Here is a 22,014-nt window from a genome sequence, read left to right on the forward strand (position 1 = left end):
TGCACGATACGACCATTCCCGAAATTTGGTAATGCCGAGTATAGAAGTGTTGAAAGTCCCCGCGCTTGTTGTTGAAAAGTCCTACAAAAAAGGGGAAAGACATCACCCTACCAAAGCGGCAATGTCTGTTTTTTGAGGTCGGTCAAGCGCAGGCGGAGTGCGATTTGCTCACGCGCTGGGTCGAGGCGGGGTTGTTGGCCAGCGCCTGGCCGACCCGTGTCGGCCGTGCCACCAACTGGCCAGTGCAGTTCGGGCAACGGCCCTGGAAACGGGTTTCGGCGCAGGTACGGCAGAAGGTGCATTCGAAGGAGCAGATCAGCGCGTCGGGGCTGTCACCCGGCAGGTCGGTATCGCAGCACTCGCAGTTGGGGCGTAGGTCGAGCATGGGCATGACTCCTGTTTGCAGGCGGGAACCTGGAGTCTGCTACGTCCGCGGCGAAGCTGGCAATGCCTGGTCGCCAGGGCGATACAGGTGGGCGTGCCCCGCGCGGTACAAGGCTGATTCGGCAAACGGTGTGTCGCCCAGCACGTGGCCCACCAGGATCAGCGCGGTGCGCCGGAAGTCTTTGGCCGCGACACGTTCGACGATATCGCCGAGGGTGCCGCGTGCCCAGTCCTGGTCCGGCCAGGTGGCGCGATGCACCACCGCCACCGGGCAGTGCGCGCCGTAGTGCGGCAACAGTTCATCGACGATACGCGACAGGTGCTTGACCCCCAGGTGAATCGCCAGGGTGCTGCCGTGGCGCGCCAGGTCGCCCAGTTGTTCGCCGGGCGGCATTGGCGAACTGTCGCCATAGCGGGTGAGGATAACGGTCTGCGCGACCTGCGGCAGGGTCAGTTCGCAGCCGAGCAGGGCGGCGCTGGCCGCCGTGGCGGTGACCCCGGGGATGATCTGGTAATCGATGCCCAGCGCCTGCAGGTGGCGGATCTGCTCACCGATGGCGCCGTACAGGCTGGGGTCGCCACTGTGTACCCGGGCTACATCCTGACCTTGCTCGTGCGCGCTGCGCATGGCGGCAATGATCTGTTCCAGGTGCAGTTCGGCACTGTTGATCACGGTCTCGGCCTGGTGGCCCTCGAGCACGGCGGCCGGCACCAGCGAACCGGCATAGATGATCACCGGGCACTGGCGGATCAGCCTTTGGCCCTTGACCGTGATCAGTTCCGGGTCGCCGGGGCCGGCGCCGATGAAGTAGACCGTCATGGAAAGTCCTTGCAAGAAAGAGGGGGAGAACGTTCAACAGGCCAGGGCGAGAGTGGCCGGGCCCAGTACCTGGCGCGTCAGCAGCAAACTGGCCGTGCCAAGCCGCTGACTTGCCAGGGCCAGCGCCGCACTCTCGGCCACGCCCCAGCAGCCGCTGTGGGTATGGGCTGTGGCGGAGCGGTGGCTGAGTTGGTGTTCGTAGGGTTGCAACTGCGCGGTATCGTACAACACCAAGGGCACGTCGAGGCGTTCGGCCAACTGCTGCAAGCCGGCTTCGTCGGCCTTCAGGCCGATGCTGGCGATGCCATGCAGGTCGGCCAACGCCAGGCCCTGGTTGTCCAGGGCCTGGCGTAGCAGGGTTTCCAGCGTATCCGCCGGGCAACCCCGGCGGCAGCCGATGCCGGCGTAAAAGGCTGGCATCAGGCCTTGCTGGAGCGTCCGAACAGCCAGGCGCTAAGCAGGCCCAGGGCCAGCCAGAAGGCAGCGTTGGTCAGCCAGGAGGCCACTTTGAACTGGGTTTCCAATGCGGCAGGGGCCAGGCTCTCGTGCACCTCGGGTTGCGGTGCACCGATTACATGGGGAATGACCAGCAGCACGGCCCCCAGCGCCTTCAGCAACCAGTGGCGGGCGAACACCAGCAGGGCCAGGCCCAGCGCAGTGGCACTGGCGGTGCCGACCCACCAGGCCTGGCGTTGTCCCAGGTCGGCGGCTGCGGTACCTGGCAGTTCCGGCGGCAGGCCCAGGGTCGGGGCCAGGCAGAACACGGCAAAGCCGGCCAGGCCCCACAACGCACCGGTGGCGGCACGCTTTGGTTCGCGCAGGTTGTAAAGGGCGGTGAGGATCAGGGCGAAACCGACCGCGACCACCAGGTTGCCGCCGGTGGTGGACAGTACCCGCTGCCAGCCGTCTTCCGGCGACCAGGCTTCGGCGCTGTGTTCATGGGCGGCCACTTCGCCAGCATGTTCGTGCTGGGCGGCCGGGGCCGCGGACTCGTAGGTTTCTGCCTCGAGAATCAGCGGGGCGACCCAGAAGCTTTGCAGCAGGGTCAGCAGCAAGGCCGCCAGTAGCCCGCTGAAGCCCGCGGTACGGGCAATGCGTGTGATCATCGGGCGTACTCAGTGGCAGGGGAAGGCGGCGCTGTGGCGGGTGTCGTGGGCGGCGTTGTGCACGGCCTCGATGTGCGAGAAGCCGGCGAAGTACACCAGGCACAGGCCCAGCAGGCTGGCGCCCACGGCGATAACGACACGCTGGCTGAGGGTGACGGGGGTGGTGATGCTATGTTGCTTGGCGCTGGTGACGGGCATGACGCGTTCCTCTGCTTTTTGTGGGCAATGGGCAAGCGCGGCAGCCCCGAGCGTGGCGGCCCAGGGGAATGCAACAGCGCCCGCCCACCGCGGGGTGTTCATGAACGCCAGGCCGGTCTCCGGGCTTGCGAGGAGGAGCCAGGCTCCTGGAAGGCGTCACCTTCCCATGCCGGGTGACCGGGCACAGTGGCAAAGACGCTTCGCTCGCTTACCGTTGCGGGGGCAGCACCGGCCTTGTCCGGCCCTGCTGGAGGGCCTGCGACGCACCGGTTTCCCGTTTCACCCCCATGGGGGGCACCTGAACGCGAGGCATAAGGAGAGCATGGGGCGGGGCTGGCGTCAATTGCCAGAATTGAGTTTGCGGGGGCTCCGGGCATCCTGTGGGAGCGGCTTCAGCCGCGAAGAATCCAACGCGGTGCATGGCACCGGCTGCGCCGGTGTTCGCGGCTGAAGCCGCTCCCACAGTGCCCCTGCCGAGTGATGCGCAGTTCCAGGAGAGCGGGCTTGACCGGAAACCGGACGCAAGCGCCCCCGGTTATCCCCGGGCAAACGCCGCCAGCTTGTCCCCATCCAGCCGGTAGCGCACCCACTCATCCTGCGCCTCGGCCCCCAGCTTCTGGTAGAAGCCGATCGCCGGTTCGTTCCAGTCCAGCACGCTCCATTCCAGCCGCCCGCAATTATTCGCCACTGCCTCGCGGGCAATGTGTTGCAGCAACTGTCGCCCGGCGCCGTCGCCGCGTTGCTCAGGGGTGATGTACAGGTCTTCCAGGTAGATGCCGTTGCGACCTAGCCAGGTCGAGTAGCTATAGAAATACACAGCAAAGCCGATTGCCCGGCCATCGCGTTCGCAAATCAGGCTGTGCACGGTGCTGCCCTCGCCAAACAGGCTGTATTCGATATCGGCAACGCTCGCGATCACCTCGTGGCGGGCGCGTTCGTACTCGGCCAGCTCGGTAATGAAGGCCAGGATCTGCTCGGCATCGGCGCGTACGGCAGGGCGAATGGTGAGACTCATGGTGACGGCTTCCTTGGTCTGGTGGTAGCGGTACAGCGATGTGTATCTACACAATTTAGTAGAACTGTACCGGTCGCAGAGGAGGGCGACTCCATTAGTGTGACAGGACCCATAAAGAATGTGGAATGCCTGCCATGCTTGCCTCTGCCGACCTGCTGACCGCCTTCGTGCTGTTTGCCTTTGTATCTTCCATCACGCCTGGCCCCAACAACACCATGCTGCTGGCTTCGGGGGTGAACTTCGGCGTGCGCCGCTCGATCCCCCATGCCATGGGTATCAGCGTCGGGTTCATGGTGATGGTGCTGGCTGTTGGCCTGGGCCTGGGCGAGGTGTTCAAGGCCTGGCCGCCACTGTACACGGTACTGCGCTACACCGGCGCCACCTACCTGTTGTACCTGGCCTGGAAGATCGCCACCTCCGGGCCGGTCGGCACAGCCTCGTCCAGTGCCCGCAAACCGCTGGGCTTCTGGGGGGCGGCGGCATTCCAGTGGGTCAACCCCAAGGCCTGGGTGATGGCAGTGGGGGCAATCACCACCTACACGCCGGCGCAAGGCTATGTAACCAACGTTATTGTCATTGCCGCCTTGTTCGCCTTGGTCAACCTGCCCAGCGTGGGGGTGTGGGTGATGTTCGGCAGTGCCCTGCGCAACCTGTTGCAGAACCCGCGCTGGCTGATGCTGTTCAATGTCCTGATGGCCTTGTTGCTGGTGATTTCACTGTACCCGCTGCTGTTTGTAGAATCGGCGTTTTCCTGACCTGCGAGTACAGTAAGCCGATGCAGTTGATTCCCTGGTCCCACGAATGCGCCGAAGGCTTCACCCTGCGTGGTTGGCGAACCCCGGCCAGTGGCAGGCCGCTGCTGCACTTTCTGCACGGCAACGGCTTCTGCTGCCTGGCCTACCAACCGTTGCTGCTGCGCCTGGGCGAGCATTTCGACCTGTGGCTCAGCGATGTCCAGGGCCATGGTGACAGTGACCATGGCGGGGTGTTTCGTGGCTGGAACCGTACCGCTGCGTTGGCAGTGGACGCTTTCGAAGCCGGACGAGGCGAGTATGGCGACGTGCCGCGCTTTGCCGTGGGCCACAGCTTCGGTGGCGTACTGACCGGCCTGATCCTGGCCAGTGAACCGCAACTGTTCAGGCGTGCGGTGCTGCTTGACCCGGTACTGTTCAGCCGGCGCATGCTGGGTGTAATGGGGGTTGCAGCCCTGGTCGGCTTGCACCAGCGTCATGCCCTGGCGCGCAAGGCCGCCAGCCGTCGCAGCCACTGGCCTGACCGCGAGGCAGCCCTGGCTTCGCTGCAAGGGCGGGGGATCTTCAAGGGTTGGACCGATGCGGCGCTGCGGGCCTACATCGAGCATGCCATTGGCGACTGTGGCGAAGCGGTGGTGCTCAAGTGCCGGCCCAGCCGCGAAGTGGAAATCTTCAGTTCGTTCCCCAAGCGCATGTGGGCAAGCCTTACGGCGATCCGCACGCCCACGCGGGTGCTGTATGGCGAGCAAACCTACCCCTTCGTGCCCCATTCGGTGAACCGCCTGGCGGCGCTCAACCACAACGTGACCGCACAGCAGGTTGCCGGCGGGCACTGCTTCATGCAGGAAGACCCGGCCACGGCTGCCGAACAGGTGCTCGGTTTCTTGCAAGGCTAATTGTTCCATTGGTGGAACGATGAATGCCAATCCAGCCAGCTACCGCCTGATTGGCGTCATTGATAAGGTTGTCTCAACCAAGAGAGGAGCCTTCTCATGAAAACGATTCTGGGTGTTCACCGCAGTCCTCATGCCCACTGGGTAGGTGATGGCTTCCCGGTGCGCAGCCTGTTCACCTACGACAACCTGGCCAGCAAGATCAGTCCGTTCCTGCTGCTGGACTATGCCGGCCCTCATGACTTCACCCCCACCAGTGCGCGGCGCGGCGTTGGCCAGCATCCGCACCGCGGCTTCGAGACCGTGACCATCGTTTACCAGGGCGAGCTGGAGCACCGTGACTCCACCGGCGCCGGTGGCTTGATCGGCCCCGGTGACGTGCAGTGGATGACGGCTGCCAACGGCATCATCCATGAAGAGTTCCATTCCCCGGGTTTTGCCCGCAGTGGCGGTACGCTGGAGATGGTACAGCTGTGGGTCAACCTGCCGGCGCGGGACAAGCGCGCAGCGGCTGGCTACCAGACGCTGCTGGCCGAGGACATCCCGGTGGTGGCGCTGGACGGCGAGGGCGGTAGCCTGCGGGTGATTGCAGGTGACTATCGTGGCCACTCTGGGCCGGCGCGGACCTTTACCGCCATGGATGTCTGGGACCTGCGCCTGAATGCCGGTGCAGCCTTGCAGTTGCCGGTGGCCGCCGGGCGCAATGCGGCGCTGGTGGTGTTGCGCGGCAATGTGCGGATCAACGGCGAGCGCGAAGCCGGTCCATCCAGCCTGGTGCTGCTTGACCGGAGCGGTGAGGACGTTGCCGTCGAAGCGCTGGAAGGTGCCAGCCTGCTGCTGCTCAGCGGTGAGCCGATCGACGAGCCGATCGTGGGTTATGGCCCGTTCGTGATGAACAGCCAGGCAGAGATTGCCGAGTCGTTCGACGACTTCCATGCCGGGCGGTTCGGGCAGATGCAGGATGCGCGGGACGGTGCGGCGCATTGACCCTGGTTGATTGAATGGCTTGTCCGGCCCTGTCGCACAGATAACTGAATTTGCAAGCGATCCTCGTACCCTGTGCGAGCGGCTTCAGCCGCGAAGAATCCAACGCGGTGCATGGCACCGGCTGCGCCGGTGTTCGCGGCTAAAGCCGCTCCCACAGGGGCCCTGCCAATTCAATGAGTCATGTGCAGTTCCATGAGAGCTGGCTTGCCGGCGACAGGGCCGGTACAGGGCATTAGATTTGCTGGCATGATGCAGCCATGCCCAAGCTAACTCCTTTGCACGCCGTGCGCCGATCATTGCCCACCCCCGGCCACCACACCCTGTGGCTGCGCTACCGTGCTCCTTACCACTGGCCCTCGACCCTGGCCTTCCTTGCTGCACGCTGCATCCCCGGCATCGAGACCTGCTTCCATGGCACCTACCGGCGTACCCTGGTGGTTGCCGGCCGCCACGCCGTGCTGCACGCGACACCTTCGGGCAGCCAGCACCTGCGGGTCCGCCTTGAAGGCGTCCCGGCGCTTGTGCTACCCGGCCTTGTCGCCAGGCTGAGGCGGGTCTTCGACCTCGATGCCGACCCCGCTCGCATCAATGCCGAACTGTCCCGCGATCCACTGATGGCCTGCCTGATACAGCAGCGCCCAGGCCTGCGCGTGCCACAAGGCTGGGACGCCTGTGAGCAGGCCATGCGCACTGTGCTGGGCCAGCAGGTCAGTGTGGCCGGGGCAATGACCCTGGCCGGCCGCCTGGTGCAACGCCACGGCGTGGCCCTGCGCCGGTCCGCACCGGGCCTGAGCCATGTGTTCCCGGCGCTGCCGGTATTGGCAACTGCGCAGTTCGACGGCATGGGCATGCCGCGGGCGCGCGCTGCCACCCTGGGCACGCTGGCCAGTGCCTTGCTGGCCGAACCGGGGCTGCTACGCAGCGGGCAGGTGCTGGACGAATTGCTACGCAACCTGTGCCAACTCAAGGGTATCGGCCCCTGGAGCGCGCACTACCTGGCGCTGCGCCAGGCCGGCGCGGCCGATGCCTTGCCGCTGGGCGACGTGGCGCTGGTCAAGGCGTTGCGCTTGCTCGAAGGCGATGACGCCCAACTGGCGCAAAGAGCCCTGGCCTGGCGACCGTGGCGGGCCTATGCGGCCCAGCACCTGTGGGCATCGCTGGGGCCTGCCGGGACCGCTCGTCGTTAAGTCTGCCATTGCGTTCGAACCCTCCGCCTGCGCAAGCGATCTTCCACTAAGGTGCTAGAGGATTCCCCGCACGATCATTGCCCCGGCGCATGGACGCCTGCCCGGGCATGCGCAATATCAATTGGCGCCTCGCCTGACAAAGGCGTACTCACACAACAGGCCATCCCACAGAGAGGGTCGTACCATGTCGTTGATAGGAGTTTCGATGCTAGAAATGCGGCAGATGATCGAGCAGGCCTGCCTGCCCGACCGTTGTGAAGTCAGCTGCCCGGACGGCGCCAACCTGACCATCCGCCTGGGTCAGGGCCAGAGTCTCGATGAGGGCGTGACCCTGAGCGGGGTTCCGCTGCAAAGCCTCAACAGTTGCCGTGACCTGGTCAACCTGGTCGGGCAGCTGCACGCGCTGCGTGACAGCCACCCGGCGCCGCTCAAGGCGATTGCCTGAGCACGCCCACCGCGCCCTGCTCAGCCCACAGGCTGGCCGGGCGCATCTATCCGCCAGTTGTGCGGCACTGCCCATGCTCAGGCACACTCGCTGATCGCCTCACTGCAGCTCCAGCAGCAGGTTCAGGCCGCCATCACCGCATTTTCCCTGGTCGCGGACCACACCGTGGTAGCTGCGCCCGTCCCAGACAAAGGCCACGCTGTGGGCACGGTCAACCTTGTCAGGCAACGGCGGGCAGATGTGCAGGCGCAGCCCCGGCCGGCCTTGCAGGTTGAGGGCGGCGAGCTGGCATTGGCACACCACGCTCTGCGCCACCGGGCCGAACAGGGTGTCGCGTACGTAATCGAGTTGCAGCGAGGCATTGGGTGCGCGGCAGGGCATTTTCATAGGCGCGCGGCTCCGCTGTGTAGGGTCGGGGAACAGGGCTTGCAGGGCATGCTGGGCTCCAGGCTGAAGAGGGCGTGGCTTATCGTTTGAAGCTTGCCTGGCCAAGATGTTCAACGTGTTTCATGTGCGTTCATCCTGTTTGCGCCGGGTGACGGAGCGCGGGGCCGATTCAGCCACCGGCCTTGCGCAAGGTCAGGTTGATCCGCCGCTCGCCCAGGCGCGGATGCACGCCAGGCTTGATCGGCAGCACGCCGTGAAAGCGCAAGCGGTCTTCGCCACCCCAGACCAACACATCGCCATGGCTCAGCGGGATGCGCCGGGTCTTGTCGACGCGCTGCAGGCCACCGAACAGGAACACCGCCGGAAGCCCCAGCGACACGGACACGATCGGCTGGCCGAAGTCCTGCTCGTCGCGGTCCTGGTGCAGGCTCAGGCGGGTACCCGGCAGGTAATGGTTGACCAGGCAGGCGTCCGGCACGAAATCGTCGAACCCGGCCATGGCCGCGGCGCGGGCGGCCAGGTCGAGCAACACTGGGGGCAGGGCAGGCCACGGTTTGCCGCTGAGCGGGTCGCAGGGGCTGTAGCGGTAGCCGTGTTCATCACTGACCCAACCCAGGGTGCCGCAGTTGGTCAGGCCGACCGCCATGCGCAGGCCGCCCGGGGTGTGCATGTGCCGGAACGGCGCGGCACGCAGCACCGGACGCAGGGCGTCGAGCAGCGCCTCGATATCGGTCAGGGCGAAGCCGGGCAGCAGCACGGTGTGGCTGGCCAGGCGTTGCGGCTGGGGGCCGAACAGGTCGAGGTCGGACTGGATCATGGGCTTTGTATCGGGTTGGGTGGGGTCCATTGTAATGCCCTTGGCAGGCTTGGCCTAATTCGCGGGCACGCCCGCGCCCACCAGGTTTGCACAGGCTTTGACGGCAGTGGAGTACCTGTGGGAGCGGGCGTGCCCGCGAACAGGCCGGCAAAGAAAAGGAAGTTCTGACGAGAATAAAAAGGAACCGCGGCACCAGGGAGAGGAGCACCGCGGTTCAAGGGGGGAGCGATCTACTGCTGGGTCACAGTGGCCAGGTTCGTGCTGCCCAGCTGGCTGATGGTTGCGGTCTGGTTGACACCGCTCTGGTCGACGTACGCTTTGTTGCCCTGGCCTCCCTGGGTCACATAGGCCATGTTGTAGCTGTCAGCCTGCTTGATGGTGGCTTCGTTGCCGCTACCGTACAGCTGGTTGGTGTAGCTCTGGTTGCTGTAGCCGGACTGGTCCAGGTTGATGACGTTGTCCTTGCCCTGGCTGTTGCCGTAGGCATAGTTGTCGGTGCCACGCTGGTCGGCGATCAGGAGGTTGTCAGTGCCGTTCTGCTCGAAGTACAGCTCGTTGTTCATCTCGGACTGTTTGGTCTCCATCTGGTTGCCGGTGCCTTTCTGGGTCAGCGTGGCCAGCTGGTTGTCACCGTTCTGGGTCAGGTTGACGCCGTTGCCATTGCCGTCCTGGTTGATGGTGGCGTTGTGGTTGGTACCGAACTGGCCGCCCATCTTGGCGCCTTTCCAGTTGCTGGCGGTGATGCTGTTGCCATTGCCCTTGGTGTTGATGGTCAAATTGAGGTTTTCACCGTTCTGGTAGGTGAAATGCAGGTTGTTGCTACCGGTCTGGGTGATGGTAGTGGTCGAGTTGTTGGTCTCGAACTGGTCCGACCAGCTGGCGTTGGCCGTGCCCTGTTGTGACAGGCTGACCTTGTTGTTCATGCCGAAGCTCTGGTCGATATAGCCTTCGTTCATCTGGCCGGACTGGGTCACGAATGCCTGGCTGCCGGTCTGGGTGTCCTGCCACACTTCCACCGAGTTGCCGCCACCGTACTGGCCAATGCCGATGGTGCCGCCGGTGCCGTCACGCTGGTCGCCATACGCCCAGTTGCCCTGGCCATCCTGGTAGATCTGGATATCGCCATCGACGTGGTTCAGGTGCTCTGCGGCGGCATAGTTGTCCTGGCCGGTCTGGTTGATGCTGCTGCGGTTGTTGCTGCCACCAAAGGTCTGCTCGATGAAGGCTTCGTTACGCTGGCCGGATTGCCAGGTGGTGGCCTTGCTGCCTTCCTGGCTGTCCTGCCACACGGTCGAGGTGTTCTCGGCGCCTTGCTGGGTTTGCAGCGATTCGTTGCCCAGGCCCAGCGACTGGCTGGCGAAGGCATCGTTGTAGCTGCCGCCGGCGTGCTGGGTGATATGGCTGCCGTTCTCGAACAGTTGCTCGGCGTAGCCGGCGTTGTACTGGCCGGTGGCGCTCTGCCGGATATCGCTGGTGCTTTCGGCCTGCACCGCCATGTGGTTGTGGCCCTTGCCGGTCTGGGTCTGGGTGGCCGAGGCGTAGGGTGCCAGGGTCTGGCTGACTTCGGCGATGTTTTCCTTGCCGTCCTGGGTCTGGGACGAGGTACTGTCAGCAGCCATGGCCTGACCTGCAAGGGCCAGGACGATAGCGGCACTTAACGGAGCGAGCTTGTACATGGTGGTGCCTCCAGGTCTATCGGTATTGGGTGATCTGAACATGCTGGCCACTGCCGGCCTGGGTCACGGAGCTGTTGAGGCCTGTGCCGGACTGCACGATGCTGGCGCTGTTGTCGTTGCCGATCTGCTCGATGGCTGCGCTGTTGCTGCTGCCGCTCTGGCGGATCGACGCGCTGTTGCCATTTCCCTGTTGGCTGATGATGGCCATCAGGTCACTGCCTTCCTGCAGGATGTACGCTTCCTGTGCACCACCGGCCTGGACGATACGGCCCAGCAGGGCCTGGCCGTTCTGGTCGATGGCGGCGCGGTTGCCCGAGCCTTGCTGCCCGATCACCGCAGCCTGGCCGGCACCGGCCGGCAGCAGGCGGATGATCACCGGTTCGCCGAGGTCGTTGCCGGGTGCGAGGTCGGCATTGTCCATCAGGTCCTCGGCCCAACTGGCCTGGCCTGCCAAGGCCAGGCTGAGCAGCAGGGAGTACAGGCGTTTCATTGCAACCTCCGGCCTTCACTGCACCACAACGTTGACGGTGCGCGTGGTGCCTTGGCTGGTGGTGATCGTCGCCGTTGGTGCCGCGGTCGGGATGATCGTGGTGCTATTGCTGACTGCCAGGCGCCAGCGACCGGTCAGCGCTACCGTGGCGGTGCCAAGGGTCTGCACGCCGGTCGTGGTGGTCACCCGTACGGTCACGGTGTTGCCGGTGGTGACCGACGAGGTGCCGCTGAGGTCCCAGTTGTAACGGTTGTTGGAGCGCGCCGTGACCGTGGCTGCCGTGACCGCGAAGGTTTCGGCCGCAGGCCGTGGCGACACGTTGACAGTAACGGTGCCGGGGTTGGACAGCGCCCCCAGCGAGTCACGTGCCTGGTAGGTGAAGGTGGTGGTGAAGGCCGTGGTTACCGTGGCCGGTGGGGTGTAGGTCACCGTGGTGCCGTTGGTGCTGACTGTGCCCCGGCCGGCAGCCGGCTGGGTGAGGGAGGCAGCGGGCACCGTCAGCGGCAGGTTGCCTTCCGGATCGGTGTCGTTGGCCAGCACATTGATGGTCAATGGCACGCCCAGGGTGGCGACGGTTTCCGGGTTGGCGGTCGGTGCCCGGTTGGGCGCGACGTTGATGGTGACCGTTGCCGGTTCCGACTTCAGCCCTTTGGCGTCCACCGCCCGATAGCTGAAGGTGGCCACCACCGGTTGTGTGGCTCCGGTTGGCGGGGTGTAGGTGACCGAGGTGGTGCCGTTCATCACCACGCCGCCAAGACCTGTACCGGGCTGGGTCAGGTCGCTGATGGTCAGCGGCACGTTGCCGTCCGGATCGCTGTCGTTCTGTAGCAGGTTGAGGGTGATCGGGATACCGACGCTGGTGCTGCCAGTATCGGCCTGGGCCAGCGGTGGCTGGTTGGCCGCCTCGACCGGAGCGTTGCCGACCACGACCACTGGTTCGACATCGCTGCCGCCACGCGCCGACTTGACCGTGATGGTGGCCGGTGGCTGCGGCACGTCGTTGACGGTCAGGCTTTGCAGCGTGCCTGCCTTGGACAGGCGACCGTAGCCCTGGGCGAGCAGGTCGGGGATTGCCACCTCGTCACTGGAACTGGCTTCGATCAGCAGGCGCTTGTTGGCCCAGTCATAGCGTGCGGTGCTGACCTTGACCACATCGGTGAGCTTGCTCGACAGCGCGGTCGGCTGGGTGCCGCCGGCGCTGTTGCTGGCGGTGACCACCACCAGCGCAGGCGGTGCGACCTGGCCGAACTGCTGGTGGAAGAACAGCCCGTTGTTGTCGGCGGTGAGGGTGTACTGGCACGGCGAAGGCGGGGTGCCGACCAGGGCGATGCCATTGCGCATGCACAGGCTGGCTGCACTGGGAGCCTTGGCGAATACTTCAGTACGGGTGCCGGTGGCGTTGCGCGAGTAGGTGGCGCGCTCCAGGGTGACCGGTGTTTGTGCGCGCGGGTCCAGCACCTTGCCCGAGACAGTGAAGGCGTTGGTCTGGATGGTGCCAGCGGGGCCTTGAATGCGCACGAAGTTGGTATTGAAGGGGCTGCCCGTCACCGCTTCGGTGATGTTGGGGTCGCCGATGTAGGTTTCGGTGGCGCCAGTGTCGGGATTGACCTCGGTGTAAGGCCCGCCAACCCCCTTCAGCCAAGGGCCGATCGCCCCCGCCAGTGCTCCGCGGAAGTTGCCCGGCGCGCCGATGCCGATGTCGCGGGTGATGTTGATTGCCCGTCGGCCTGGTGTGGTGACGTTGACCGTCTCTACGCCATAGGGGTGGGTGATGGTGTAGGTACCGGCAGTGGGCACCGACACGCGGATACGGATGCGGGCGAAGCTCTGTTGGTCTCCATCCACCGGGTTTTCGGCGGCAAAGGCTGCTTCCACGCCAGCGACGTAAACTTCCAGTTCATAGCCGCTGTTGCCCACGGCCGGGATGGAGGTCTCGGCCAGGAACCAGAACATTTCCGGTGGCCAGTTGTCCGGGAACACCAGCGGCAGGGTGTCGTCGTAGATGCCGGGTTCGGGCAGCAGGGTGCACATGTAGGCCGGTGTACCCGGGGCGCCTGCGGCCCGCGAACTGACGGCACGTGACTGGCACAGCTCCAGGGACTGGTCGAGGCTGTCCTTGTACCACATCGGGAAGCCACCGGTGGCGAAGGTGTAGGGCCCCGGGTCGACATCAGACAGCGCGGCAAAGGCAGCGCTGGTAACGGTAAGGGAGAATCCGGCGGCCAACAGCGCACGGCGCGACCAAGTGTTCATGCTGCCTCCTTGAAGGCTGAGCCTTTGTCTGTTCATGGCACCAGCACCACGTCTTCGGTGTCGCTACCGCCATTGGCACTGGTGACCTGCACCTTGGCCGGCGGGATGGGTGACAGGCTGGTGCTCAATGTCTTCACGGCGCCGTTGCCGCTCAGGTTGCCGATCAGCGTGCCGTTGCCGGTGTGCGCGGTGAGTACCGGCGGCGTGGTTTCGTCGCTGGTGCTGGCCACCAGGGTCAGCTCGCCGGTGGACAGGCGGTACTGGGCCTGGGTAATGGTGACCAGGTCGGTCAGTGGCACGTTGGCGGTGGTCGGGCTGCTGGTGGGGATCGCCACGCTGTTGTTGGCGGTCAGCGTCAGGATCGTCCCGGCGGCCGGGTCGAGGACCGACTGGGCGTACCAGGTGCCAGTGCCGTTGGCCTCGGTGAGGTTCAGGTTGGGAGTCTGGCTGGTCAGGGCGACGCTGGCCGGTGGCGGCGGGGCCATGACGAAGATGTCCTGCTGGGCGCGCAGGTCGCCGTTCTCGGTATGCCGCGAGTAGGTACTGCGTTGCGGCATCAGCGGGGTTGGCAGGGCCACTTCGGAAAGCTTGCCCGAAATCGCGAACAGCTCGGTGCGCAGGTCGATGCCGCCGGGGCCTTCGATGCGTACATAGTTGGTGTTGAACGGGCTGCCGGTCACCCGTTCTTCCAGGTTCGGGTCGCCGATGAAGCGCTCGCTGCCCTCGGTGTAGGGGCCGTTGACACTGCGCAGGAATGGCCCGACATCGCCTTTGAGGGCGCCGGTGAAGTCGCCTGCGCCGCCAATGCCGATGTCGCGGGTCATGTTGATCGCCCGCCGCCCGCCGGCTGGCACGTCGAATACTTCGACGCCGTAGGGGTGGGTGATCACATAGGTGCCGGCGGTAGGGACATCGACCCGGATACGCACCCGGGCGAAGCTGACCTGGTCGCCATCGACAGGGTCTCCGGAGCTGAACGCAGCTTCTATCGCCGTGCCATAGCCCAGGTTGATGCCGCGCGCTGCGTCGACGATGGTGGCGTCGGCGGTGAACCAGAACGCCTCATCGGGGAAGTTGCCGGGGAAGGCGATGGGTTGGGTATCGTCGAACACGCCGGGTGTGGGCAGCAACGTGCACATGTACGACGGTGCGCCGGGCGCGCCGGCGACCCTGGAACTCACCGCCTTGGTCAGGCACAGGTCGAGGGTGCGACCGTGACTGTCCTGGTACCAGGCGGGGAATTTACCGTTGGCGGGTACATAGGCGCCTGGATCGACAGCATTCAAGGCAGCTTGCGCCGGGAGCTGGAGCATGCCGGCGATAATCGCCACTGCCAGCGGGTGGGGTATCGGTCGGTGCATGAGTCATTTCCTCCTGCAAACGGGCCCATGGACTTGGGGCGTCTGGCAGGAGATCGGCAATAGGCGTGCCAAACCCGGGAAAATGTGCTGTAGCCCTTGCAGGGCAAGGGATCCAATTCTCTTGCAAGGGGATTTGCAGGCGTTTGCCGGTGGGCACCGTGCCCCCAAGGTTGGGGGACTGGGGCAGGTCGTGTCGACCCAATCCTGACATTTGCGTGAACGCGGTCGCTGTAGCAGCGGGCGTGCCCGCGAAGCAGGCGACACGGTGCCTGGCACCGGCTGCGCCGGTGTTCGCGGCTAAAGCCGCTCCCACAGGTATTACGCGAAGTCCGGAGCCCGCGTACTACCTATCGCAGGGCTGTGCTCCGGTGCTTGCAAAGCGATGCGCCCATAGAAGAACAACGCAGTTATCCAGGTGGTAAACCAGACAAAAATACCGGCCCAGAACGTATGGGACATGTAGTGCCAGCCCTGCAACACCCGGGTAGTACCGTACACGAACCCGATCAGCAGAATCGCCACCAGGAGCTTGCGGGCATGCGCCCAGCGGTGACGCAACGCCACGAAATACAGCGCCAACAAGGTAAACCCGCTGGAGGCATGGCCACCCGGCCAGCAGCGGCCATCACCGGCCTTGCCCCACCAGGAGAAGTTCTCGAACCATTCGACCCGGGCGTGCGAGCCGCCATACAGCGTGGTTTCCACCGGGCAATACACACTGGTATGGCTTTTAAGGTAGTGAATCACCGTGGTGCTCAGGGCGAACGCCACCACCACGAACAGCAGGTCGCGGCGGTGGTTGGTGGTAAAGCGTAAGGCCGGTGCGATTCGGGCATTTTCCAGTAACCGTGTCAGGCCCGCTTGCGGGCGGTTGGCCAGGCGTGGCCAGATGAACGAAAGCACGCTGCCGATGACCGCCAGTTCACCGGTCCAGTCCGGCAGGACCCTTGGCCACTTGTGGGTGACTTTCTCGAACCACTGGTTGTGCAACAGCGGGAACTGGCCAGTGACCGGGTCGAGTAGCAGGTTGCTGATCCAGCGATCGAGCTCTGTGAGGTCGAATGCCATGAACACGGTAGCGGCCAGCAACAGAGGCAGCAGCAGGTTGTTGCGGTAGAAAGCGGCGCGCGGTGGCATGTTCAGAGCTCCTTGGCGTCGACGAGTTCGCGCCATTCACTGGCAGCCATCTGGCCCAGCAGCTTCTCTTTGCCATCGCTGCCCTGGCTGATGAACAGGGCGCTGGCATAGCCGTTCGAGCGCGCGCTGCCAGGCACGTCAAGTGTGCGTTCCAGTTGTTCCATACAGCCGCTGTGGCTGACCAGCACCAGGTTGTGGCCGATTCGCTTGTGGGCAAAGGCGGTCTCGGCAAACTGGCCATCACACTGCTTGAGCCAGCCCTGCGTGGCAATGGTTTTAGCGAACATGGCGTGTGCAGTCTGCTGGGTACGCACCTCCGGGCTGGCCCATACATCGGCTTTGCCCAGGCCAAGGCGTTGCAGGCCGTGACCTACATCGGCGGCCACCCGGCTGCCCGCGACCGTGATACCGGTTGGGTCACCCAGGCAGGCTCCGCGCGAGCGGTCGCAGCGTTCGGCATGGCGCAGCACCACAATCACCGAGCCGTTCGCCCAGGCGGCCTCGAGCCCACTGTGCTGCAGGTGATGGGGGTTGCCCAGGTCGGGGATGGCCATGCGGGTATGCGCCCAGGCTGCCGCTGCGCCAAGGATGAACAGCAGGCACAAGACTGCGAATAGCGCCGTGCCCCAAGGCAATCGGTATACCTGGGCAAGCCGTGAGGCGGGGAATTTGTCGATAACGCCTTGCAGCATGTTTGCCACTCCAGTCAGCTCGCTCCACACAAGAGCGTCGGCACTGTAGGTAGCGGGATGTCGGTAGAGAGTGAGGCAGATGTGAAAAAAGCCTTGGCCCGACAGCAGTGCGGAAGTGGCTTAGGCAGTGGGAAGTCAAGGATGAAACCGGTTTCAAAACATTTCTGAACGCGCTAGATTATCCGGCTGTTTTCTTGATGACCTATCAAGACCACCCCCCACATTGAAAATCAGATGGCGCTTTTCAAGGCCGCACACAGCCGATGAGGACTCGCAATGCCTGAGCATGCCCCAGACAACCCGCGCAGGGATTTTCTGCGCAAGACCTTGACCTTGATCCCTGTGGTCACCGTGGCCAGCGCGGGGCTTGGCGTGGGCGCCGGTCAGCTGCTTGCGGCCCCGCAACACGAACCCAAAGTGCCTGCCACGCCACCAGCGGGCAAGTACCAGCCGACTTTCTTCACTGCCGAGGAGTGGGCCTTCGTGCAGGCGGCCGTCTCGCGCATCATCCCGGCCGACGAGCTTGGCCCCGGCGCACTGGAAGCCGGCGCTGCCGAATTCATCGACCGGCAGATGAACACCCCCTATGCAACCGGCGCGCAGTGGTACATGCAGGGCCCGTTCAAGGCCGACGCCGCGCCCGAACTGGGTTACCAGCTGCAACTCAGCCCACAGCAGATCTACCGCCTGGGCATCGCCGCCGTGGACGGCTGGTGCAAGGCCAACTCCGGGCAAGTTTTTGCTGCGCAAGATAGCGCTACCCGAGACCATGTTCTGAGCAAAGTCGAAGCTGGAGAGCTGGTTTTCGACACCGTGCCGGCCAAGGTGTTTTTCAGCTTGCTGGTGCAGAACACCCGTGAAGGGTTCTTCTGCGACCCGATCCATGGTGGCAACAAAGGCATGGTTGGCTGGACCCAGATCGGCTTCCCCGGCGCTCGCGCCGATTTCATGGATTGGGTCGAGCGCAACGAGCCTTACCCGTTCCCGGCTGTTTCGATCCGTGGCGAGAGGGCCTGAGGCATGGCGACCGTGATGAAGAAAGTGGATGCGGTGATCGTCGGGTTCGGCTGGGCCGGCGCGATCATGGCCAAGGAACTGACCGAGGCCGGGCTGCAGGTGGTGGCCCTGGAGCGGGGGCCGATGCAGGACACCTACCCGGAAGGCAGCTACCCGCAGGTGATCGACGAGCTGACCTACAGCGTGCGCAAGAAGCTGTTTGTCGACGTGTCGAAGGAAACCGTCACCATCCGCCACGGCATGAATGACGTGGCACTGCCCAATCGCCAGCTCGGTGCCTTCCTGCCGGGTAAAGGTGTCGGTGGCGCAGGCCTGCACTGGTCGGGCGTGCATTTCCGGGTAGACCCGATGGAACTGCGCATGCGCAGCCACTACGAAGAACGCTACGGGCGCAAGTTCATCCCTGAAGACATGACTATCCAGGACTTCGGTGTTACCTACGAAGAACTGGAGCCGCACTTCGACTTTGCTGAAAAGGTTTTCGGTACTTCTGGCCAGGCCTGGACCGTCAACGGCCAGGTAGTGGGTGAAGGGAAGGGTGGCAACCCCTATGCGCCGGACCGTTCCAGCCCGTTCCCGCTGCCTTCGCAGAAAAACGTGGTGTCGGCCAGGCTGTTCGAAAAGGCGGCGGCCAGCCTGGGCTACAAGCCCTACAACCTGCCATCGGCCAACACTTCCGGGCCGTACACCAACCCGTACGGGGCGCAGATGGGGCCGTGCAACTTCTGCGGTTTCTGCAGCGGCTACGTGTGCTACATGTACTCCAAGGCCTCGCCCAACGTGAACATCCTGCCGGCGCTGCGCCAGGTGCCGAACTTCGAATTGCGGCCCAATGCCCATGTGTTGCGGGTGAACCTGGACGACAGCAAGCGCAAGGCCACCGGTGTGACCTACATCGACGCGCAGGGGCGGGAAGTGGAGCAGCCGGCGGACCTGGTGATCCTGGCGGCGTTCCAGTTCAACAACGTGCGCCTGATGCTGTTGTCCGGCATCGGCAAACCGTACGACCCCGTCAAGAATGAAGGCGTGGTCGGGCGTAACTTCGCCTACCAGAACATGGGTACGGTCAAGGCGTTCTTCGACAAGGACACCTACACCAACAACTTCATCGGCGCCGGTGGCAACGGCATTGCCATCGATGACTTCAACGCCGACAACTTCGACCATGGCCCGCACGGCTTCGTCGGCGGTTCACCGATGTGGGTGAACCAGGCCGGCACACGGCCGATTGCCGGTGGCGCAACTCCGCCTGGCACACCGGCCTGGGGTAGCGCCTGGAAGAAGGCCACCGCCGATTACTACACCCACCAGGTGTCGATGGACGCACACGGCGCCCACCAGTCCTACCGTGGCAACTACCTGGACCTTGACCCGACCTACCGGGATGCCTATGGCCAGCCGCTGCTGCGCATGACCTTCGACTGGCAGGAAAACGACATCAGGATGAACCAGTTCATGGTCGACAAACTCAGCCAGATCGCCCAGGCGATGAACCCAAAGACCATTGCCGTGCTGGGCAAGAAGGTCAAGGACCATTTCAACACCGCCAGCTACCAGACCACACACCTCAATGGTGGCGCGATCATGGGCACCGACCCGAAAACCAGTGCATTGAACCGCTACCTGCAGAGCTGGGATGTGCACAACGTGTTTGTCCCGGGGGCTTCGGCGTTTCCGCAAGGCCTGGGTTACAACCCGACCGGCCTGGTGGCTGCGCTGACCTACTGGTCGGCCCGCGCCATCCGCGAGCAGTACCTGAAAAACCCTGGCCCGCTGGTCCAGGCTTGAGGAGCGATGCACATGAAGACAATGTTGATCGCAACCCTGCTCGGTGCCAGCGTGGCTGCTCAGGCCGCGCCCAATGACGATGCGCAGGTGCGCCAGGGCGAGTACCTGGCCCGCGCAGGCGACTGCGTCGCCTGCCATACCGCCAAGGGCGGCAAGCCGTTCGCCGGTGGGCTGCCGATGGAAACGCCGATCGGTACGGTGTACTCCACCAATATCACCCCGGCGGCCAGCGGTATCGGCCAGTACAGCTTCGAAGACTTCGACCAGGCTGTGCGCAAGGGCATCGGCAAGGACGGCAGCACCCTGTATCCCGCCATGCCATACCCGTCCTATGCACGCGTCAGCGAACAGGACATGCAGGCGTTGTATGCCTACTTCATGAAGGGCGTGCAGCCGGTCGAGCAGCCGAACAAGGCCACCGACATTCCCTGGCCGTTGAGCATGCGCTGGCCACTGGCGATCTGGCGCGGGCTGTTCGCGCCTGAGGCCAGGCCCTGGCAGGCGTCGGCGGCGGCCGACCCGGTAGTCAACCGCGGTGCCTACCTGGTCGAGGGCCTGGGGCACTGCGGCGCGTGCCATACGCCGCGAGCGCTGACCATGCAGGAAAAGGCACTGAGCCCACAGGATGGCGAGCAGTTCCTGGCTGGCAGTGCACCGCTGGAAGGCTGGATTGCCAAGAACCTGCGTGGCGACCACAAGGACGGCCTGGGTAGCTGGAGCGAGGAGCAGCTGGTGCAGTTTCTCAAGACCGGCCGTAGTGACCGCAGCGCCGTGTTCGGTGGCATGAGCGACGTGGTCGAGCACAGCATGCAACACATGAGCGACGCCGACCTGACCGCTATCGCCCGCTACCTGAAGACGCTGCCGCCGAGCAACCCTGACGACCAGCCGCACGTCTATGACAAACAGGTGGCGGATGCGCTGTGGAAGGGCGACGACAGCAAGCCCGGAGCGGCGGTGTACATCGACAACTGCGCGGCCTGCCACCGTACCGATGGCCAAGGCTATACCCGCGTGTTCCCGGCCCTGGCCGGCAACCCGGTGGTGCAGACGGCGGATGCCACATCGCTGATCCACGTGGTGCTGGCGGGGGGCACGGTGCCGGCGACGCACACGGCACCGTCCAACTTCACCATGCCGGCGTTCGGCTGGCGCCTGAGTGACCAGGAGGTTGCCGAGGTGGTGAATTTCATTCGTACCAGCTGGGGTAACCAAGGGGATGCCGTCACCGCCAGTGATGTGAAAGCCCTCCGTTAACTGCATCCCTTTGTCTGCACCCCCAATCCACTGTGGGAGCGGGTTTACCCGCGAATGCGTCGGCACATTCAACATCGCATTCGCGGGTGAACCCGCTCTCACCGGGTTTCGCATGTGCATTCCTATATATATCAGTTAGTTAAAACGTATTCTTGTTGTATTTTCTACGCATCAATATCGCACTCCCGACCAACGGCAGGTTGACGAACGCGTGCGATTTTGCTGTATTGAAACCGGTTTCATCGCGATCACAACAATCATAAGGACAGCCCATGACCGACGCGCCTGCCCATGCCCGCGAACGGGTCACCATCAGCGAAGTAGCGCGTGTCGCTGGCGTTTCCAAGGCCACCGTTTCCCGTTACATCGGTGGCGACCGCCAGTTGCTCGCCGAAGCCACCGCCAAGCGCCTGGAAGAGGTCATCGAGCGCCTCGGTTACCGCCCCAATCAGATGGCCCGTGGCCTGAAGCGCGGCCAGACACGCCTGATCGGCATGCTGGTGGCCGATATCCTCAACCCCTATTCAGTGGCCGTGATGCATGGCGTGGAAACTGCCTGCCGCCAGCACGGCTACAGCCTGGTGGTGTGCAACACCAACCGCGACGACGAGCAGGAGCGTCACCACCTGGTGGCCCTGCAGTCCTACAACGTCGAAGGGCTGATCGTGAACACGCTTGGCCATCACCCCGGCGAATTGCTCAACCTGCAGCGCGACATCCCCATGGTGCTGGTCGACCGCCAGTTGCCCGAACTGAATGTCGACCTGGTGGGCCTGGACAATGCCGACGCGGTCGAGCAGGCCCTCGACCACCTGCAAGCGCAAGGCTACCGCGACATCCTGGCGGTAACCGAGCCCCTCGATGGCACCAGTTCGCGCCTGGAACGGGTGCAGGCTTTCAGCGCATCGGTCAGCCGTCGCCCCGGCATGCGCCAGCAGGTGCTGGAAATCGGCACCGGGCTGGATGGCCAACTGGCTTCGTTCCTCGCCGGCAGTGGCCATGGCCCGCAGGCCATCTTCACCTTCAACGGCGTCGCCACCCTGGCCGTGACCCGGGCCCTGCATGAGGCAGGGCGCAATCTGTTCGCGGACGTCGGGCTGATCGCCCTCGACGACCTCGACTGGTACCCCTTGGTCGGCAGTGGCATCACTGCACTGGCCCAGCCCACCGAGCGAATCGGCGTGGCAGCATTCGAGAGCCTGCTTGGCCGCCTGCGCGGCGACAGCGGGGCAGCCCGGCGCATCGACTTCAAGGCCGAACTGATCATCCGAGGTTCAACCCAGCCACAGTAATCACAAGCAGGCACCTGCGTGCCTGCTGTCATCAAAAAATGAAACCGGTTTCATAAGGAC

General features: G+C 64.3%; 23 protein-coding genes and 1 riboswitch. Of the genes, 9 read left to right on the forward strand and 14 right to left on the reverse strand.

Annotation, left to right across the window (positions count from 1 at the left end; genetic code table 11):
- Nucleotides 1-142: 142 nt before the first annotated feature.
- From J5M71_RS12620 to J5M71_RS12645, 6 genes are all read right to left on the reverse strand, one after another.
- Complete coding sequence (locus J5M71_RS12620; RefSeq protein WP_013972792.1) at nucleotides 143-385, reverse strand: DUF1272 domain-containing protein; 243 nt, start codon at nucleotides 383-385, stop codon at nucleotides 143-145.
- A gap of 39 nt (nucleotides 386-424) precedes the next feature.
- On the reverse strand, nucleotides 425-1,204 hold the full coding sequence (gene cobM, locus J5M71_RS12625; protein ID WP_207832595.1) for a precorrin-4 C(11)-methyltransferase: 780 nt from the start codon (nucleotides 1,202-1,204) through the stop codon (nucleotides 425-427).
- A 33-nt stretch (nucleotides 1,205-1,237) separates the two neighbouring features.
- On the reverse strand, nucleotides 1,238-1,624 hold the full coding sequence (locus J5M71_RS12630; protein WP_207832597.1) for a cobalamin biosynthesis protein: 387 nt from the start codon (nucleotides 1,622-1,624) through the stop codon (nucleotides 1,238-1,240).
- The gene (locus J5M71_RS12635; RefSeq protein ID WP_207832599.1) at nucleotides 1,624-2,310 is read right to left on the reverse strand and encodes a CbtA family protein; all 687 of its coding nucleotides are present in this window, start codon (nucleotides 2,308-2,310) and stop codon (nucleotides 1,624-1,626) included. The genes J5M71_RS12630 and J5M71_RS12635 overlap by 1 nt, the downstream gene beginning before the upstream one ends.
- A gap of 9 nt (nucleotides 2,311-2,319) precedes the next feature.
- Complete coding sequence (locus J5M71_RS12640) at nucleotides 2,320-2,508, reverse strand: CbtB domain-containing protein (RefSeq protein ID WP_025339304.1); 189 nt, start codon at nucleotides 2,506-2,508, stop codon at nucleotides 2,320-2,322.
- A 92-nt stretch (nucleotides 2,509-2,600) separates the two neighbouring features.
- Nucleotides 2,601-2,825, reverse strand: a riboswitch (cobalamin riboswitch).
- A 218-nt stretch (nucleotides 2,826-3,043) separates the two neighbouring features.
- Complete coding sequence (locus J5M71_RS12645; RefSeq protein ID WP_207832601.1) at nucleotides 3,044-3,523, reverse strand: GNAT family N-acetyltransferase; 480 nt, start codon at nucleotides 3,521-3,523, stop codon at nucleotides 3,044-3,046.
- 125 nt (nucleotides 3,524-3,648) lie between these two features.
- Here J5M71_RS12645 and J5M71_RS12650 point away from each other — a divergent pair, with 125 nt between their 5' ends.
- The 5 genes from J5M71_RS12650 to J5M71_RS12670 all read left to right on the forward strand — a co-directional run bounded on the left by J5M71_RS12650 (nucleotide 3,649) and on the right by J5M71_RS12670 (nucleotide 7,787).
- Nucleotides 3,649-4,278, forward strand: coding sequence for a LysE family translocator (locus J5M71_RS12650; protein WP_207832603.1), 630 nt, complete (start codon nucleotides 3,649-3,651; stop codon nucleotides 4,276-4,278).
- Nucleotides 4,279-4,298: 20 nt separating this feature from the next.
- The gene (locus tag J5M71_RS12655; protein WP_207832605.1) at nucleotides 4,299-5,171 is read left to right on the forward strand and encodes an alpha/beta hydrolase; all 873 of its coding nucleotides are present in this window, start codon (nucleotides 4,299-4,301) and stop codon (nucleotides 5,169-5,171) included.
- 96 nt (nucleotides 5,172-5,267) lie between these two features.
- On the forward strand, nucleotides 5,268-6,155 hold the full coding sequence (locus tag J5M71_RS12660) for a pirin family protein (protein WP_207832607.1): 888 nt from the start codon (nucleotides 5,268-5,270) through the stop codon (nucleotides 6,153-6,155).
- A gap of 257 nt (nucleotides 6,156-6,412) precedes the next feature.
- Nucleotides 6,413-7,342, forward strand: a complete 930-nt coding sequence (locus J5M71_RS12665; protein WP_207832609.1) for an AlkA N-terminal domain-containing protein — start codon at nucleotides 6,413-6,415, stop codon at nucleotides 7,340-7,342.
- A gap of 184 nt (nucleotides 7,343-7,526) precedes the next feature.
- On the forward strand, nucleotides 7,527-7,787 hold the full coding sequence (locus J5M71_RS12670) for a DUF1652 domain-containing protein (protein ID WP_063914185.1): 261 nt from the start codon (nucleotides 7,527-7,529) through the stop codon (nucleotides 7,785-7,787).
- A gap of 99 nt (nucleotides 7,788-7,886) precedes the next feature.
- Here the strand turns inward: J5M71_RS12670 and J5M71_RS12675 are convergent, their stop codons facing one another.
- The 8 genes from J5M71_RS12675 to J5M71_RS12710 form a co-directional block, all read right to left on the reverse strand.
- Nucleotides 7,887-8,174 carry a hypothetical protein gene (locus J5M71_RS12675; RefSeq protein ID WP_207832611.1) on the reverse strand — a complete coding sequence of 96 codons (288 nt, stop codon included), beginning with the start codon at nucleotides 8,172-8,174 and terminating at the stop codon, nucleotides 7,887-7,889.
- A 169-nt stretch (nucleotides 8,175-8,343) separates the two neighbouring features.
- On the reverse strand, nucleotides 8,344-8,991 hold the full coding sequence (alkB, locus tag J5M71_RS12680) for a DNA oxidative demethylase AlkB (RefSeq protein WP_207832612.1): 648 nt from the start codon (nucleotides 8,989-8,991) through the stop codon (nucleotides 8,344-8,346).
- 230 nt (nucleotides 8,992-9,221) lie between these two features.
- Entirely contained in the window at nucleotides 9,222-10,667 is a 1,446-nt protein-coding gene (locus tag J5M71_RS12685) for a curlin (protein WP_207832615.1), read from the reverse strand.
- Nucleotides 10,668-10,683: 16 nt separating this feature from the next.
- The gene (locus J5M71_RS12690) at nucleotides 10,684-11,157 is read right to left on the reverse strand and encodes a curlin (RefSeq protein WP_207832617.1); all 474 of its coding nucleotides are present in this window, start codon (nucleotides 11,155-11,157) and stop codon (nucleotides 10,684-10,686) included.
- 15 nt (nucleotides 11,158-11,172) lie between these two features.
- The gene (locus tag J5M71_RS12695; RefSeq protein ID WP_207832619.1) at nucleotides 11,173-13,410 is read right to left on the reverse strand and encodes an Ig-like domain-containing protein; all 2,238 of its coding nucleotides are present in this window, start codon (nucleotides 13,408-13,410) and stop codon (nucleotides 11,173-11,175) included.
- A gap of 32 nt (nucleotides 13,411-13,442) precedes the next feature.
- Nucleotides 13,443-14,771, reverse strand: coding sequence for a hypothetical protein (locus J5M71_RS12700; protein WP_207832621.1), 1,329 nt, complete (start codon nucleotides 14,769-14,771; stop codon nucleotides 13,443-13,445).
- 318 nt (nucleotides 14,772-15,089) lie between these two features.
- Nucleotides 15,090-15,908, reverse strand: a complete 819-nt coding sequence (locus tag J5M71_RS12705; RefSeq protein WP_207832623.1) for a phosphatase PAP2 family protein — start codon at nucleotides 15,906-15,908, stop codon at nucleotides 15,090-15,092.
- A 2-nt stretch (nucleotides 15,909-15,910) separates the two neighbouring features.
- A complete protein-coding gene (locus J5M71_RS12710; RefSeq protein ID WP_207832625.1) occupies nucleotides 15,911-16,600 on the reverse strand; it encodes a histidine phosphatase family protein in 690 nt (229 codons plus the stop codon).
- 276 nt (nucleotides 16,601-16,876) lie between these two features.
- On the opposite strand from J5M71_RS12710, the gene J5M71_RS12715 reads away from it, so the two are divergent.
- From J5M71_RS12715 to ptxS, 4 genes are all read left to right on the forward strand, one after another.
- Nucleotides 16,877-17,617, forward strand: a complete 741-nt coding sequence (locus J5M71_RS12715; protein ID WP_063914176.1) for a gluconate 2-dehydrogenase subunit 3 family protein — start codon at nucleotides 16,877-16,879, stop codon at nucleotides 17,615-17,617.
- 3 nt (nucleotides 17,618-17,620) lie between these two features.
- On the forward strand, nucleotides 17,621-19,405 hold the full coding sequence (locus tag J5M71_RS12720) for a GMC family oxidoreductase (protein ID WP_207832627.1): 1,785 nt from the start codon (nucleotides 17,621-17,623) through the stop codon (nucleotides 19,403-19,405).
- Between the two features lie 12 nt (nucleotides 19,406-19,417).
- The gene (locus J5M71_RS12725; RefSeq protein ID WP_063914174.1) at nucleotides 19,418-20,662 is read left to right on the forward strand and encodes a cytochrome c; all 1,245 of its coding nucleotides are present in this window, start codon (nucleotides 19,418-19,420) and stop codon (nucleotides 20,660-20,662) included.
- Nucleotides 20,663-20,934: 272 nt separating this feature from the next.
- The gene (gene ptxS, locus J5M71_RS12730) at nucleotides 20,935-21,954 is read left to right on the forward strand and encodes a transcriptional regulator PtxS (protein ID WP_207832629.1); all 1,020 of its coding nucleotides are present in this window, start codon (nucleotides 20,935-20,937) and stop codon (nucleotides 21,952-21,954) included.
- The last annotated feature ends 60 nt before the right edge of the window (nucleotides 21,955-22,014 follow it).

Origin of the sequence: Pseudomonas sp. 43(2021) (assembly GCF_017490805.1) — a bacterium.
In the GTDB taxonomy this organism is placed as follows: Bacteria; Pseudomonadota; Gammaproteobacteria; order Pseudomonadales; family Pseudomonadaceae; genus Aquipseudomonas.

Excerpts from the sequence above, each read along its gene's own strand:
- J5M71_RS12620 (WP_013972792.1), bottom strand. The coding sequence starts at position 385 with ATGCTCGACCTACGCCCCAACTGCGAGTGCTGCGATACCGACCTGCCG.
- cobM (WP_207832595.1), bottom strand. The coding sequence starts at position 1,204 with ATGACGGTCTACTTCATCGGCGCCGGCCCCGGCGACCCGGAACTGATC.
- J5M71_RS12630 (WP_207832597.1), bottom strand. The coding sequence starts at position 1,624 with ATGCCAGCCTTTTACGCCGGCATCGGCTGCCGCCGGGGTTGCCCGGCG.
- J5M71_RS12635 (WP_207832599.1), bottom strand. The coding sequence starts at position 2,310 with ATGATCACACGCATTGCCCGTACCGCGGGCTTCAGCGGGCTACTGGCG.
- J5M71_RS12640 (WP_025339304.1), bottom strand. The coding sequence starts at position 2,508 with ATGCCCGTCACCAGCGCCAAGCAACATAGCATCACCACCCCCGTCACC.
- J5M71_RS12645 (WP_207832601.1), bottom strand. The coding sequence starts at position 3,523 with ATGAGTCTCACCATTCGCCCTGCCGTACGCGCCGATGCCGAGCAGATC.
- J5M71_RS12650 (WP_207832603.1), top strand. The coding sequence starts at position 3,649 with ATGCCTGCCATGCTTGCCTCTGCCGACCTGCTGACCGCCTTCGTGCTG.
- J5M71_RS12655 (WP_207832605.1), top strand. The coding sequence starts at position 4,299 with ATGCAGTTGATTCCCTGGTCCCACGAATGCGCCGAAGGCTTCACCCTG.
- J5M71_RS12660 (WP_207832607.1), top strand. The coding sequence starts at position 5,268 with ATGAAAACGATTCTGGGTGTTCACCGCAGTCCTCATGCCCACTGGGTA.
- J5M71_RS12665 (WP_207832609.1), top strand. The coding sequence starts at position 6,413 with ATGCCCAAGCTAACTCCTTTGCACGCCGTGCGCCGATCATTGCCCACC.
- J5M71_RS12670 (WP_063914185.1), top strand. The coding sequence starts at position 7,527 with ATGTCGTTGATAGGAGTTTCGATGCTAGAAATGCGGCAGATGATCGAG.
- J5M71_RS12675 (WP_207832611.1), bottom strand. The coding sequence starts at position 8,174 with ATGAAAATGCCCTGCCGCGCACCCAATGCCTCGCTGCAACTCGATTAC.
- alkB (WP_207832612.1), bottom strand. The coding sequence starts at position 8,991 with ATGATCCAGTCCGACCTCGACCTGTTCGGCCCCCAGCCGCAACGCCTG.
- J5M71_RS12685 (WP_207832615.1), bottom strand. The coding sequence starts at position 10,667 with ATGTACAAGCTCGCTCCGTTAAGTGCCGCTATCGTCCTGGCCCTTGCA.
- J5M71_RS12690 (WP_207832617.1), bottom strand. The coding sequence starts at position 11,157 with ATGAAACGCCTGTACTCCCTGCTGCTCAGCCTGGCCTTGGCAGGCCAG.
- J5M71_RS12695 (WP_207832619.1), bottom strand. The coding sequence starts at position 13,410 with ATGAACACTTGGTCGCGCCGTGCGCTGTTGGCCGCCGGATTCTCCCTT.
- J5M71_RS12700 (WP_207832621.1), bottom strand. The coding sequence starts at position 14,771 with ATGCACCGACCGATACCCCACCCGCTGGCAGTGGCGATTATCGCCGGC.
- J5M71_RS12705 (WP_207832623.1), bottom strand. The coding sequence starts at position 15,908 with ATGCCACCGCGCGCCGCTTTCTACCGCAACAACCTGCTGCTGCCTCTG.
- J5M71_RS12710 (WP_207832625.1), bottom strand. The coding sequence starts at position 16,600 with ATGCTGCAAGGCGTTATCGACAAATTCCCCGCCTCACGGCTTGCCCAG.
- J5M71_RS12715 (WP_063914176.1), top strand. The coding sequence starts at position 16,877 with ATGCCTGAGCATGCCCCAGACAACCCGCGCAGGGATTTTCTGCGCAAG.
- J5M71_RS12720 (WP_207832627.1), top strand. The coding sequence starts at position 17,621 with ATGGCGACCGTGATGAAGAAAGTGGATGCGGTGATCGTCGGGTTCGGC.
- J5M71_RS12725 (WP_063914174.1), top strand. The coding sequence starts at position 19,418 with ATGAAGACAATGTTGATCGCAACCCTGCTCGGTGCCAGCGTGGCTGCT.
- ptxS (WP_207832629.1), top strand. The coding sequence starts at position 20,935 with ATGACCGACGCGCCTGCCCATGCCCGCGAACGGGTCACCATCAGCGAA.